This window comes from Chryseomicrobium excrementi (assembly GCF_002798305.1).
GTDB lineage: Bacteria > Bacillota > Bacilli > Bacillales_A > Planococcaceae > Chryseomicrobium > Chryseomicrobium excrementi.
Map to the genome: position 1 here is coordinate 694,791 of NZ_PCGR01000001.1, position 12,585 is coordinate 707,375.

A 12,585-nucleotide genomic window follows, 5' to 3' on the forward strand; every position below is an offset into this window, starting at 1 on the left:
TGGATTATTAAATATTGAAGTCAATCATATTTTCAGCGATTTCATTAAAGGATTCTTCCGATTCTTCTGCGTAGCCATCCCAAGCATCTTTTGCCCAAATCTCAAAACGACTGGAAACGCCTAGAACGACACACTCTTTTTCCATTTTTGCATACTCCCGCAAATTTGCTGGAAGCATGATTCGTCCTTGCTTATCGATTTCTACTTCTGTAGCTCCAGAGAAGAAGAAACGTGTAAATGCGCGGGCGTCTTTTTTAGTAAGTGGAAGCTCTTTGAGCTTTTCTTCGAGTTTTCGCCATTCTTCCATAGGATAGCCAAACAAACACTGATCCAGACCACGTGTGATGACAAAGCTGCCTTCAAGATGTTCTCGAAACTTTGCCGGGACGATTAAACGGCCTTTGGCATCGAGCGAATGCTGATATTCTCCCATGAACATGCTACTCACCCCACTTTATGAACTAAACATACCACAATCCCCCACTTTCCTCCACCACTTTTCTAGAAAGTTCCCAAAAAAATTCAAAAGTACTAGTCGACTCTATTTTGAGAAAGAAAAAAAGCCGCCAGAGGCGACTTTTAAGAGGTATGAACTACGACATGTTTCCCGTCCAACTCATATGGAATTTCTAATAACTGTTCGACAATTGTGGTACCGTATTTATTCAAATAGTGAAGCGGTGAATAGATTCTTTCTTGAAGTGAATCCAGTGGGACCAATTCATTTTGAATCGCCTTATAGGAGGCAACAGCCGCATCAAATCGTCTGAAATACAAATCTTCAATAGCATGATCTAAAAACGTAACTTGCTGGCGATGCAAGTGCTGATTCTTTTCTAATAACGGCTCTAACTTAAACCCTTCTTGATTTAAAGTGTCACTGAGCTTCGCATAGTGGTTGGTTAAGAGTGTATAAAGTTCTTCTATTTCTTTAGAAAGCTGTGTGTTTTTTTGAGAGTCAATATACGCTTGAAGTCTTCCAGCCGTTTCTCCTCCCCACACGGCTTCTAGAGATAAGCCCGTTTGCTTCATTTTTTCTTCAATGGTAAGAGGCAAGATGGTAACACTGAACCTAGGTGCAACAATCGGCATTTTCAGATTCATAACTGCAAATGCATCTTTTAACAGCGCCCAATAAGCGATTTCTCCTGGTCCCCCAACAAAGGTATGGACTGGGAAGAGGTACTGTTGAACTAGTGGTCGGGTCACGACATTGTGACTAATACAGGCAGGATTTTGCTCCACTTCTTCAAGCAATTCCTCCATCGTCCATGATTTCTTAAGATCTTTGTTTTCAAATCCTGCATCCGTCGCTTCAAGTAAATAGCGGTGGTTGTCTTCCACATAAAATAGATGTGCATTTTCCAGGCGGCACTGAACCGGAAATCCAAATCCTGAAGCAGCAAGTTGCTGCTCTTTCTCATAGACGCTGTGTCGTAACGCTTCATTGTTCCGAATCAATTGTTTCGTAAATTCTTTAGCTAATTCTCGCATAGCCGTGTCAGAAGAATTGACGAACAACAACCCTTCTTTATGGAAGAACTGTTGGAATAACTCCAAGAAAAATCCTTTATAAGTTCCTTGTCGTTCTAGTGAGGATTCAATCATTTTCCATAAGGATTGCGTATGTTCAGTTTCCGGTAAATCACGGAATGCTTGGTGCAACAGGCCACGAAACTCCGATACTGGAATCTCTTGATCTGCTACCATTTCAGTCGAAAGACGCTCCACACTTAGAGAAAGCTTCGAGACTTCTCGGTTTTTTTCAATATAAAAATGATTTACTTCTAAAATATCGTGGTCTTCACCAGCCATCCAAAACACGGGAACTACTTTCTTCCCTGTAGCTTCAGTAATTTGTTTAGCCAGGACGATAGCTGTTATCGCTTTATGGATTGAATAGATAGGACCAGTCAAAATTCCTGTCTGTTGCCCAGTGATGGTGACATCGGCACCTTTCTCCAACTCCCTTAAATGCTGTTGCTGCAATTCACTGAGTTCCACTTGACCCATCGAGGATTTGATAGTTTCTACTAAGCGAACTCTTCGGCTAGTAGGATACACCAACTCTTCGGTTCTTGTTTTCCAAGAGCCAGGCTTCCAGGAATAGTAGAAATAGTCTTCCACCTCTTCAAATCGATCTATATATGTAGAATAAAATGCTGATGCTTTTGGTTGTGGATGTGTGGATACTTTCATGAGAACACCTCTTCTGAAATCAATACGTATACGAGTATAGCAAACAACTATCTCAAATTAAAACTATCCGCCTAGATAACTCATGATTGACCGAGTGAGCCCAATAATCCACCCAACAAAATAGAATAGGGAAAGCACGATAAAATAGATTCTCCACAACAACCTAAAAATAATGCGTGGCCCGACGTCTTGTTTTTTTCTCCACAAAATGACAATCAAAATGATAGCAATAAACAGTAAGAAGAGCAGCAAATTGGTGATCGTATTTGGTATTCCGAGCAAGTTGTATACGCTGGCTACAGCGAAAAACAAAACAATGGTTGTTGCATCTGCTGCAAGTCCGGTCCTTTTTGCTTTTCGAACACCTAGTCCTTTTGCGCCCCACCATACAAGTATAAAGATGAGAATAGGAAAAATGATAAGAGCACTAACTAAGCTTTGTATGTGGTTCACTTCCCTTCGATAAGATCAGGTTATAAAGATAGTTCGTAATAGGTAAGTACCGTTTTCTGCCTTCAGCCATCTGTAGAAGTGGTCGCAGGATATATTCCGCCTCTGTTTGACGCTTCGCTTGAATATCGCGTCTCATCGAAGAAGAATTGGTCGCCGTCCGTTTTATCAATTCAAACACATCATCAAGTGTGAGCGCTGCTTCTAATTCACTAAATGCTTGAATCAGTTCATCATAATGACCGATGACCGCTTGTTGAATGGACTTGTTGGTTCTGAGTTCCCCGTTTGCAACATCTAGGAGTGCGGTGACAGGATTAATCAACGTATTCAATACTGCTTTTCTCAGTAAAATAAGTTCAATGTCTTCTTCCCAATAAATTACAGGAGCCAATTTCTCTACTTGCTCTTGGTGAATAGAGGATCCACCCACTCGAATCGTTCCGTCACCAGTATGAAGCAGCATATCTTCTTCAATACCTACACCGTGATCGACACTCCCGTAAAGTACATAGGCACTATCCAACACTTGCTGCACGGAATGCTTTATCAAACCGTTTTGCAAAAAGATGATAGGACCCTTCCTAGTTACAAGACGAGGCAATACGTCCGAAAGATGGTAAGCTTTCGTAGCCACTACCACGATATCTGCCGAATCAACAATCGACCAATCTTGTGACACAAATCCCCCCATCAGTTCAACTGTTCCCACAGGAGATTGATAGAGGACTGGCGGCTGTTTCGGAGTGCGGATCAAGACGGTCACTTGATGGCCTTGGTCTTCAAGCAGCTTTGACACAAGGAGGCCTACTGCCCCTCCTCCAATCACGACGATATTCACGTGCGTCCCCCCTTACATTGGTAGAAAAAAGTCTACCCAGTTGAGGGTAGACTAAATGGTTACACAGGAAATACAGGATGTTTACGAGGTGGTGCTGGAATATGCTTTGTCGCATACAGCTCCAGACGTTCAACCAACTCTGAACGAAGTGCAGAGGGAGCAATAATCTCATCTACAATCATTTCAGATGCCAGTTTATAAATATCGATTTCCTTTTTATATTCTGCATGTTTTTCTTGCACATAAGCAAGTCTTTCTTTTGGATCTTCAATTGATTCAATCTTGTTTGAATACACTGCGTTCACAGCTGCCTCGGGACCCATTACCGCAATCTGAGCAGTCGGTAGTGCGATACAAACGTCTGGTTCGAAAGCAGGGCCTGCCATTGCGTATAGGCCAGCTCCATAAGCTTTACGAACAACAACTGAAATTTTCGGTACAGTAGCAGAGCTCATCGCAGCAATCAGCTTCGCTCCGTGACGAATAATTCCGCCTCGCTCTACTTTTGTTCCAATCATAAATCCTGGTACGTCGGCTAGGAACAACAATGGAATGTGGAACGCGTCACAAAGGGAGATGAATTTTGCTCCCTTATCAGCAGAATCGATGAATAACACGCCACCTTTTACTTTTGGTTGGTTGGCAATGATTCCGACCGGTTTGCCGTCGATTCGTGCAAGACCTGTGATCAATTCAGCTGCAAACAACTTTTTGATTTCAAAGAAGCTGCCTTCATCAATCAACTGATCGATGGCTTCATACATATCAAAAGGTGCATTTTGGTTTTCTGGAATGATTTCTTCAAGCGAGCGCCCTTGTTTTGGTGCTACTGCGTCCACAACTGGCGGTCTTTCTAAGAAGTTTGCTGGGAAGAATGATAGGTACGATTTCGCAAGCTCAATCGCCTGTTCTTCGCTCTCAGCAAGAACGTCTCCACATCCACTGACTGAACAGTGCATACGTGCCCCGCCCATCTCCTCAAGTGTAACTTTTTCACCGATAACTTTTTCAGCCATTCGAGGAGAACCCAAATACATAGAGGCGTTGCCATCTACCATGATCACGATATCACAGAAGGCTGGGATGTACGCTCCACCTGCAGCAGAAGGACCGAACAACAAACAGATCTGCGGAATGAATCCAGAAAGGCGGACTTGATTATGAAAAATCTTCCCTGCTCCACGACGATTCGGGAACATATCCAGTTGATCCGTAATACGAGCTCCCGCAGAATCCACTAGATAAAGAAGTGGCAAGCGATTCTTTTCTGCAACTTCTTGGATACGAATAATCTTCTCTACTGTACGTGATCCCCATGAACCCGCTTTAACAGTAGAGTCATTTGCCATGACACACACCATCTGGCCGCCGACTTTCCCCATCGCCGTGACCACGCCGTCTGCTGGAAGGTCTCCAGCTTCTACATTGGCAAACTTTGCATCTTCCTTGTATTCCCCACCATCAAATAATAGTGCAAGGCGGTCACGCACAAAGAGCTTGCCTTGTTCTTTCATTTTCTCATGGTACTTAGAAGCTCCACCTGCAAAAATCGTCGAGACTTTTTCTTCAAGGCGTTCATTATATGATTTTGTTACCATGCCCATTTCCCCCTAAGTTGTCTTATTCGAATGTAACGAGCGTGTCTCCTTCGTTTACAAAGTCCCCTTCAGCTACGTGAATTTCTGCAATTTTACCCGATTGATCGGATTCTACAGGAATCTCCATTTTCATGGATTCAAGAACTAGAACTACATCACCTGTTACTACTTCTTCCCCAGCCGCTTTGTTCAAAGTGAAGACGGTACCTGCCATTGTTGAAATAAGTGTTTTCATTGTCACTGCTCCTTTAGTTGTAATCTGAATAAATCAATACTGTTAGTTGCATAACGACCTTCTCTGAAACCATCGTATTGAATGAATGAACGGAAAAACGCCACATTTGATTTGACACCTTGCACATCCAAGTTCTCTAGTAGTGCATGTGCACGCTCTAAAGCTTGTTCCCGGTCACTACCTGATACAATGATTTTTGCAATCATTGGGTCATAGTAAGGTGTTACAGAATTGCCCTCTGCATACCCAGTGTCTATGCGGATTCCTTCACCCTCTGGAAAACGTAAAACTTCAAGCTTTCCAGGAGAAGGCATGAAGCGCTCCGAATCTTCTGCGTAGAGACGAAATTCAATTGCATGACCTTTGATAGTCAACTCACTTTGTTCTGAAATAGGAAGCGGTTGATTCATTGCCGTTAGCAGTTGCCATTTTACAAGATCTGTCCCTGTAATCTCTTCTGAAATCGGATGTTCTACTTGCAACCGCGTGTTCATCTCAAGGAAATAGAAATTTTCATCGGCATCCATAATAAATTCTACAGTACCGGCATTTTTATAATTCACTGCCTTTGCTGCTTGAACAGCTGCATCATACAATTTATCTTTCGTCTCCTGGCTAAGAGCCGGCGATGGAGCTTCTTCAATCACTTTTTGGTTGCGGCGCTGTACCGAACAGTTGCGTTCAAATAGATGGAAGACGTCCCCTTTGTAGTCTCCAAATACCTGAACTTCGATATGACGAGCTGGTTCCACGAATTTTTCAACGAAAACAGCATCATTACCAAAATAATTTTTAGCACGAGTTTTGATTCCAGTGAACTGCTGAGCGAGCGTTTGTTCAGTATCACATTTCACCATACCGATTCCACCGCCGCCGCCAGATGCCTTCAACATTACCGGATAGCCAATTGAGTTTGCAAACTCTACCGCTTCTTCCGCTGTAGCTAGGCCTTCTTCAGTCCCTGGAACAACTGGAACACCAGCCGCTTTCATCGTATCACGAGAAGCAATTTTGTCCCCCATCTTGTCAATCGTATCTGCAGATGGTCCAATAAAGTGAATTCCTGCAGCTTCGATTTCTCGAACAAACTCCGCATTTTCAGATAAGAAGCCGTATCCTGGGTGGATGGCATCCACTTGTTCTTCTTTTGCGATGCGGATGATAGCTTCTTTATTAAGATAGGATTGATTCACAGGTGCTGGCCCAATCAGATGCGCATGCGTTGCCTGTTTGACAAAAGGCATGTCAGCATCCGCTTCAGAATAGACTGCCACGGTTTCGATTCCCATCTCGTCACATGTACGAATGATCCGACTTGCGATTTCTCCCCGATTTGCAATTAGTATACGTTTCAATCCATCTCTCCCCTTCCCACACTTTTTAAGTCTATACGATAGATGAAAGCGATTTCAACTATCAATTGACAAAATAAATCAAATTGTCCGGACTTTTTAGTTTTTTCGGTTCAAAAAGTGGGCCACTGCATCGTGGTGAGGTTGTTGTTCCCATAATACGGAACACCAGCGAGCCTCTTCTAACATGCGGTCAAGAATCACTTGTTCTCTTAAAGGAGCCGTCAAAATCGATTTATAAGCTCTTGTAACGGTAGGATGACGAGTTTTCATTGTTTGAATAAATGCTGCTAGCGCTGCCCATTTGTCGCCTTCATAGCTTTCAGTTACCCAGCCAAGCTCTTTAAGCTTTGTTGCTTCAAGAGGCTCTGCTTCTGTTGTGAACTTCAATAATTTATCGTATGCCAGGCCTTTTGTTTGAAGCAGGGTTGTTCCACCCCAACCTGATGTAATCGCAAGTCGACCTTGGATAAACCCTGCCTTGGCATCTTTTCGCATCAAACGGTAATCACAGGCACTCGCAATCTCTGCACCGCCTCCAATGGCTGTCCCATTAAGTAAAGCGATTACGAGTACCGGTTGCGTGGCCAATTTATAGAGGATATGTGTCATTCGTTCATGGATAGCAAATGCTTCTTGTTCTGTCCGAACAGAGTGAAAGACACTTAAATCTCCTCCACTGCAAAACGTTTTGTTTCCTTCCCCCGTGATGACACCAAAATGGACATCTGGTTGGTCTAAACGTTTTAAGAAGAGCTCGAGCCCCTCCATCACTTCAAAGTTTACTGCGTTATGTATGTGCGGTCTGGTAATTTGAAACTGGACGATTCCATCTAACTGATCAATTCGAAAGCTCATGTCCATCCCCCTAATAAAAATTGAATATAAAAAAAGACTACCAAAGAGCCATGGTCTCTCTGGTAGTCTTTATTATACGGATAACTCAACAAGTTATCAGTATTTATGTTCTAAAACATAGCTGCGCAAATACTGAATTATTTGCTTACAACTTCTTTCCCTTTGTAGTGTCCGCATGACTTACATACGCGGTGAGCCAATTTTGCTTCACCACAGTTAGGGCATGCTACCATACCAGGTACAGATAATTTGAAATGCGTACGACGCTTTCTTTTTGCAGTTTTAGAAGTTCTTCTAAATGGTACAGCCATTGATGGCACCTCCTTACAGATCTAATCGTCTGTTTGATCAAAATACTTAGCTAATTCAGCAAGTCTTGGATCCGTTTTTTGTTCTGCCGCTTCCTTTTCTTCTAGCTCTTCTTCCGTTGCAAAACTCCAAAAACTTCCACCTTCCGGCTTCTGCTCGTCTGCATCGTCTTCAAAGACTTGAAGAGGAATCGTTAAAAGAATCAGTTCCTCTAATACAGGATCTACGTGAATGACCTCTCCTTTAACAGGATGAACGTTTTCACTTTCTTCTGCATGCTCCGACCAATCAAACATTTCTGTTGAATCAATCGAGAAAGGAAACTTCACATCTGCCCACGTCCGCGAACTTGGTAAGATGAGATGCCCTTCTAACTGGAAGTGACAAGTTAAACTCGTTGCACCCACTGTACAACGGGCCTTTACATGTACGGGTGATACGTGCCGAATCTCCGGATTTCGAGTCTTCAGTTCAGGAAGCTGAACTTCTTCGTCAATTTCCATCTGACTGCGACGGTATTTCGCCAATTGATGAATTGTCCATTTCATACGTTTATCACCTCAAGACAACAAAGTTGATTATATAACGTGCTGAAATAGATGTCAAGATAATTTCTTGTCACCTGATTTCTTTCTACGTATACTGTTACTAGTATACGAAGGGGCGATGAAAAATGAAAGCAACAGGAGTTGTAGTTGAGCACAATCCGTTTCATAACGGTCATGCTTATCATATAGAACAGGCCCGCCAGTCATCTGGTGCAGACGTTGTCGTGGCCGTCATGTCAGGCAATTTTTTGCAGCGAGGAGAACCTGCACTCGTTGATAAATGGACACGAGCTGGGATGTCTCTAGCAAACGGTGTAGACCTGGTCGTTGAACTTCCCTACCGCTATGCAACTGCATCTGCTACTGAATTTGCTGCCGGATCCATCCATTTGCTTGAGCAGCTAGGATGTACCTCTTTTGTATTTGGTAGTGAACACGGCAAGATCCAGTCGTTTCTTGATACATATCATCTGATTCATTCAAATCGTGACACCTACGAACATGCCATTCGTCAGTCTTTACAAGCTGGCAACAGCTATCCAATGGCTTTGCAGCATGCCTTTCTTGCAGTTGCACACGACGCAACCGAATTCGTGGATTTATCACAACCCAACAATATATTAGGGTATCACTATGTCGAAGCTGCCCTAAGTCAGTCCTTTTCGATTCAACCTTTGACGATAGAACGGATCGGTGCTGGCTATCATGAATTTATACAACAGGGCCAGTCTATTGCAAGTGCCACAGGCATTCGTCACGCACTTTTTGAGACGATGGAGATTCCAGGAGAGTTTGTACCTAAAGAAACATTACAAGCGCTCACAGGCTGGTATGAACGCTATCAACAATACGGTAGCTGGGAACAATTCTGGCCGCGACTTCGCTACGCCATCTTGTCCAACAGTTCCGAGCAGCTGAGGAACATTGCAGAAGTAACGGAAGGTATTGAACACGCCATTCGAAAACACGCTCTAGTTTCTGCAAGTTATAGTGAGTTTATGCACCGGTTGAAATCGAAACGGTACACGTGGACTCGTCTACAGCGTATGATGACACATATTTATACAGGTTTTCAAGAATCTTCTCGCACGACGGCTTTACCTGATGCTGTTCGACTGCTCGGGAGAACCGATAAAGGGCAGCAGTATCTGGGTCAAATAAAAAAAGACTGCCCGCTGCCGATTGTATCTCGGCTGGCGAGCAGTTCTTCTGAGTTTCTTGCACAAGACACAAAGGTTTCAGACCTTTATTATTTAGGATTTGAAGTTGGCGAGATTCACCACCTTGTTGGACAAGAATATAAAAGACTGCCTCTTAAGATTTAGGGGGCAGTTTTTCTAAGTAATTCAGTGCATCATCAATGGTTTTCACCGGAATGATATCGAGCTCAAGATCTAGCTTCTCTTTTGTCTCCACAGCCAACTGGTAGTTACTCACGAGATCTGGGTTCTGCTTTAAGATTTCAGGATCAATGGTATCGTCGGGAGCAAACATAAAGTCTACATCCTCGTCTGCCGCTGCTACTACTTTTAAATCGATCCCACCAATGCGGCCGACCTTTCCATCTTCTAAAATTTCTCCCGTGCCCGCAATTTTGTACCCCTTCGTCAAGTCCTCTTCTAAAAGCTGATTCATGATTTCCAATGTGAACATCAGCCCCGCTGATGGGCCCCCGATTTCCTCTGACTCAAAAGATACTTCACGTTCTGTTGTGATTTCTTGGTCTTGCTGATAGGAGATACCCACTGCCGGGCGATCGGGGATTTCCTCAATACTTCCTAACGTGATTTGTTCTTCACGAGTCTCTCCATCTCTTTGAACCGTCAGATTGATGGTATCTCCTACTTCTTTTGTCAGGATGAACTCTTGAAGTGCTGTCTCGCTGACATCTCCATTTCCATCAATCGCTACAATACGGTCCCCTGGTCGTAACTTCCCATCTGCAGGACTTTCTTTGACTACGGAATAGATAAACAGACCATTGTTGATCAATTCATAGGGTTCCCCTGTTTTTTCATAAGCCACTTTAATCGCATTGAGTTGTGAGTTGGACATCAACTTCAACTGGCGAACCTCATAAGCTTCATCGTCCTCGTCTTCACGGCGTATCTGATTGGCTTCCATCAAATGTTCGGGGTCTTTCAGTCGCTGATACAAATACGTTGCTGGAGTAGCTTTCGAAAAGGCGATCGTCAATAGCCGAAGTTCCCCTTCATCTCCCGCGTCTTGATTTTCCACTTGGACGATAGGAGATAATTCGTATGCGCCACCTGGTTTAGAAATATAATAATCCAGCGGATAAAATAGGAACAATAAGACAGCCAGCAACAGAAGCGGTCCTCTCCATTTCTTCATCATATGCTCATTCCCTTCCCCTGTCTCTTGTCGAATCCATAAGGAGATGACTACTATACACTACCTTATTCAATTAGCTTGTTTGGTTATGATGGCTTTAGGGTTGACCTACCCTGAAGCGTCTTACCAAGGAGCTACACAAGGTTTTACGTTATTTTTGACGGTTCTAGTCCCTTATTTGTTGCCATTCATTACGTTATCTAAGGTGTTTATTTGGTCATTTACTTCTCGAACTAAACAGTTGTTTAGCTTTTGGCTCTATGTGTGTCGCTGTTACACAATCAATTGATAGGCATTTTACTCTATAGAGCAATTCACTGTATTAATTTATTGTTTTTTTCTACTGGAGACTCTCGAATGGACAACAGTTGAACTCGAGACCTCTCTCGTTAAAGCCACATCAGTCTTTGGATCAATAACTGAAACGTTGACTATCATTGCGGTATCCGTCATTGTCAGCAGTGCAATTGCTGAAATCGTGATTCAATCCCTTACACTCCCTCCCAATCTAGGAGGATTACTTAATGGAATGCTTGAACTATCAGCAGGGATGGGTCAATTGGCGACACTAGATGCTCCACTGGTTTATTACGGAATCGCTTTGGGCTTCTCTAGTTTAGTATTCATTTGCAAAATTATCTGTTGATCCGAGGTTCGGGAATTTCATTGGGTCCCTACTGGTTGTCTCGTATCGTGACAGTAGCTATATTAGCTTTGCTGTTACTTATGCTCGAATAGAAGTTACTTATTTAGTAAATTTTTCGCGAAGTGCTTTCTCTACTGGTGGTGGCACAAATTCATGCAGGTTGGCTTCATATTTTGCCACTTCTTTAACAATGCTCGAACTTAAGAACGAGTATTCATTTTTCGTCATAATAAATAGCGTTTCTACTTGGTCATTTAATTTGCGGTTCATAGACGTAATTTGCATTTCATACTCAAAGTCAGATACGGCACGTAAGCCCCGAATAATCGCCTGAGCGTTCTGTTCTTTTGCATAATCCACAAGAAGACCTGAAAACGTATCCGCTTCCACATTCCCTAAATGAGCTGTGGAAGCAGCGATCAATTCCATACGCTCTTCTACAGAAAACAAGGGATTTTTAGAGGAATTATTTAAAACGACTACTTTAATTTTGTCAAAAATGACGGATGCTCGTGTAATGATATCCAAATGACCATTTGTAATGGGATCAAATGATCCTGGTACTACAGCGATTTTCATACTAGTTGTCTCCTTTAAGTTCAAAAAATGAGATGGATAAACTGCCGTACGTCTCTTTTCGGTAACAAACACCGGACGGTATCAAAGATTCAATTTCTACTTGTTTTGCGTGCTCGCAAACTACGATTCCATCTGGCTTTACCAAACCGTTTGCAAAAAGCGTATCCGCTAATTTATAGAGCTCCACTTTGTTATAGGGTGGATCTAAAAAGACGAGATCAAACGAGCTCTTCTCTGTTACGAGACGCTCAACCGCTTGCTTAGCGTCTAACTTCATTACAGTAGATTGATCTGAAAATCGTGCTTTCTCAATATTTTCTTTGATCACTTGTACAGCTTTTCCCTGTTTTTCAACGAATACACAATGATTCGCACCTCGACTTAACGCTTCGAGTCCTAAACCTCCAGAACCTGCAAATAAGTCGAGCACAGTCTCTCCGTCTAAATAAGGTCCTAATATATTAAATAAAGACTCTTTCACTTTATCAGTTGTTGGGCGTGTCATCTCGCCGGGTACAGCTTTTAATGGGATGCTTTTTCGTGTCCCTGCTACGATTCGCATAACTCTTCCCCTTTCCAAGTACCTCAATATCTAGTAAATTAACATAAGTAGCT

The 12,585-nt window shown here is 42.8% G+C and carries 15 protein-coding genes; 2 read left to right on the top strand and 13 right to left on the bottom strand.

Translation table 11 applies throughout. The annotated features are described in order from the left end of the window. Window positions 1-7 precede the first annotated feature (7 nt). From mraZ to CQS04_RS03530, 10 genes are all read right to left on the bottom strand, one after another. On the bottom strand, window positions 8-439 hold the full coding sequence (gene mraZ / locus CQS04_RS03485) for a division/cell wall cluster transcriptional repressor MraZ (protein WP_100352792.1): 432 nt from the start codon (window positions 437-439) through the stop codon (window positions 8-10). 140 nt (window positions 440-579) lie between these two features. Further along, window positions 580-2,199: a bacillithiol biosynthesis cysteine-adding enzyme BshC gene (bshC, locus tag CQS04_RS03490; RefSeq protein WP_100352793.1), complete on the bottom strand. Its 1,620-nt coding sequence runs from the start codon at window positions 2,197-2,199 to the stop codon at window positions 580-582. A 63-nt stretch (window positions 2,200-2,262) separates the two neighbouring features. Further along, the gene (locus CQS04_RS14040; protein ID WP_100352794.1) at window positions 2,263-2,652 is read right to left on the bottom strand and encodes a DUF3397 family protein; all 390 of its coding nucleotides are present in this window, start codon (window positions 2,650-2,652) and stop codon (window positions 2,263-2,265) included. Beyond that, complete coding sequence (locus CQS04_RS03500) at window positions 2,627-3,490, bottom strand: ketopantoate reductase family protein (RefSeq protein ID WP_100352795.1); 864 nt, start codon at window positions 3,488-3,490, stop codon at window positions 2,627-2,629. The genes CQS04_RS14040 and CQS04_RS03500 overlap by 26 nt, the downstream gene beginning before the upstream one ends. A 59-nt stretch (window positions 3,491-3,549) precedes the next feature. After that, window positions 3,550-5,088, bottom strand: coding sequence for an acyl-CoA carboxylase subunit beta (locus tag CQS04_RS03505; protein ID WP_100352796.1), 1,539 nt, complete (start codon window positions 5,086-5,088; stop codon window positions 3,550-3,552). Window positions 5,089-5,110: 22 nt separating this feature from the next. After that, window positions 5,111-5,323, bottom strand: coding sequence for an acyl-CoA carboxylase biotin carboxyl carrier protein subunit (locus CQS04_RS03510; RefSeq protein WP_100352797.1), 213 nt, complete (start codon window positions 5,321-5,323; stop codon window positions 5,111-5,113). Between the two features lie 2 nt (window positions 5,324-5,325). Then, on the bottom strand, window positions 5,326-6,678 hold the full coding sequence (locus CQS04_RS03515) for an acetyl-CoA carboxylase biotin carboxylase subunit (RefSeq protein WP_100352798.1): 1,353 nt from the start codon (window positions 6,676-6,678) through the stop codon (window positions 5,326-5,328). Window positions 6,679-6,774: 96 nt separating this feature from the next. Then, a complete protein-coding gene (locus CQS04_RS03520; protein WP_100352799.1) occupies window positions 6,775-7,533 on the bottom strand; it encodes an enoyl-CoA hydratase/isomerase family protein in 759 nt (252 codons plus the stop codon). Window positions 7,534-7,670: 137 nt separating this feature from the next. After that, a complete protein-coding gene (rpmF, locus tag CQS04_RS03525) occupies window positions 7,671-7,844 on the bottom strand; it encodes a 50S ribosomal protein L32 (RefSeq protein ID WP_094941571.1) in 174 nt (57 codons plus the stop codon). A 21-nt stretch (window positions 7,845-7,865) separates the two neighbouring features. Beyond that, window positions 7,866-8,390, bottom strand: coding sequence for a YceD family protein (locus tag CQS04_RS03530; protein ID WP_100352800.1), 525 nt, complete (start codon window positions 8,388-8,390; stop codon window positions 7,866-7,868). A 125-nt stretch (window positions 8,391-8,515) separates the two neighbouring features. Here CQS04_RS03530 and CQS04_RS03535 point away from each other — a divergent pair, with 125 nt between their 5' ends. Beyond that, the gene (locus CQS04_RS03535) at window positions 8,516-9,715 is read left to right on the top strand and encodes a nucleotidyltransferase (RefSeq protein ID WP_100352801.1); all 1,200 of its coding nucleotides are present in this window, start codon (window positions 8,516-8,518) and stop codon (window positions 9,713-9,715) included. On the opposite strand, the gene CQS04_RS03540 is transcribed toward CQS04_RS03535, so the two are convergent. After that, entirely contained in the window at window positions 9,705-10,745 is a 1,041-nt protein-coding gene (locus tag CQS04_RS03540; RefSeq protein ID WP_245858737.1) for a SepM family pheromone-processing serine protease, read from the bottom strand. The genes CQS04_RS03535 and CQS04_RS03540 overlap by 11 nt on opposite strands. Window positions 10,746-11,172: 427 nt before the next feature. Here CQS04_RS03540 and CQS04_RS13665 point away from each other — a divergent pair, with 427 nt between their 5' ends. Continuing rightward, the gene (locus tag CQS04_RS13665; protein ID WP_133118804.1) at window positions 11,173-11,391 is read left to right on the top strand and encodes a hypothetical protein; all 219 of its coding nucleotides are present in this window, start codon (window positions 11,173-11,175) and stop codon (window positions 11,389-11,391) included. A 99-nt stretch (window positions 11,392-11,490) separates the two neighbouring features. Here the strand turns inward: CQS04_RS13665 and coaD are convergent, their stop codons facing one another. Continuing rightward, window positions 11,491-11,970, bottom strand: coding sequence for a pantetheine-phosphate adenylyltransferase (gene coaD / locus CQS04_RS03545; protein ID WP_100352803.1), 480 nt, complete (start codon window positions 11,968-11,970; stop codon window positions 11,491-11,493). Window position 11,971: 1 nt separating this feature from the next. Continuing rightward, window positions 11,972-12,532: a 16S rRNA (guanine(966)-N(2))-methyltransferase RsmD gene (rsmD, locus tag CQS04_RS03550; RefSeq protein ID WP_100352804.1), complete on the bottom strand. Its 561-nt coding sequence runs from the start codon at window positions 12,530-12,532 to the stop codon at window positions 11,972-11,974. Window positions 12,533-12,585 lie beyond the last annotated feature (53 nt).

Bases quoted from the DNA above. Each gene is read 5' to 3' on its own strand.
- mraZ (WP_100352792.1), bottom strand. From the start codon at position 439: ATGTTCATGGGAGAATATCAGCATTCGCTCGATGCCAAAGGCCGTTTA.
- bshC (WP_100352793.1), bottom strand. From the start codon at position 2,199: ATGAAAGTATCCACACATCCACAACCAAAAGCATCAGCATTTTATTCT.
- CQS04_RS03505 (WP_100352796.1), bottom strand. From the start codon at position 5,088: ATGGTAACAAAATCATATAATGAACGCCTTGAAGAAAAAGTCTCGACG.
- CQS04_RS03510 (WP_100352797.1), bottom strand. From the start codon at position 5,323: ATGAAAACACTTATTTCAACAATGGCAGGTACCGTCTTCACTTTGAAC.
- CQS04_RS03520 (WP_100352799.1), bottom strand. From the start codon at position 7,533: ATGAGCTTTCGAATTGATCAGTTAGATGGAATCGTCCAGTTTCAAATT.
- rpmF (WP_094941571.1), bottom strand. From the start codon at position 7,844: ATGGCTGTACCATTTAGAAGAACTTCTAAAACTGCAAAAAGAAAGCGT.
- CQS04_RS03530 (WP_100352800.1), bottom strand. From the start codon at position 8,390: ATGAAATGGACAATTCATCAATTGGCGAAATACCGTCGCAGTCAGATG.
- CQS04_RS03535 (WP_100352801.1), top strand. From the start codon at position 8,516: ATGAAAGCAACAGGAGTTGTAGTTGAGCACAATCCGTTTCATAACGGT.
- CQS04_RS03540 (WP_245858737.1), bottom strand. From the start codon at position 10,745: ATGAAGAAATGGAGAGGACCGCTTCTGTTGCTGGCTGTCTTATTGTTC.
- coaD (WP_100352803.1), bottom strand. From the start codon at position 11,970: ATGAAAATCGCTGTAGTACCAGGATCATTTGATCCCATTACAAATGGT.
- rsmD (WP_100352804.1), bottom strand. From the start codon at position 12,532: ATGCGAATCGTAGCAGGGACACGAAAAAGCATCCCATTAAAAGCTGTA.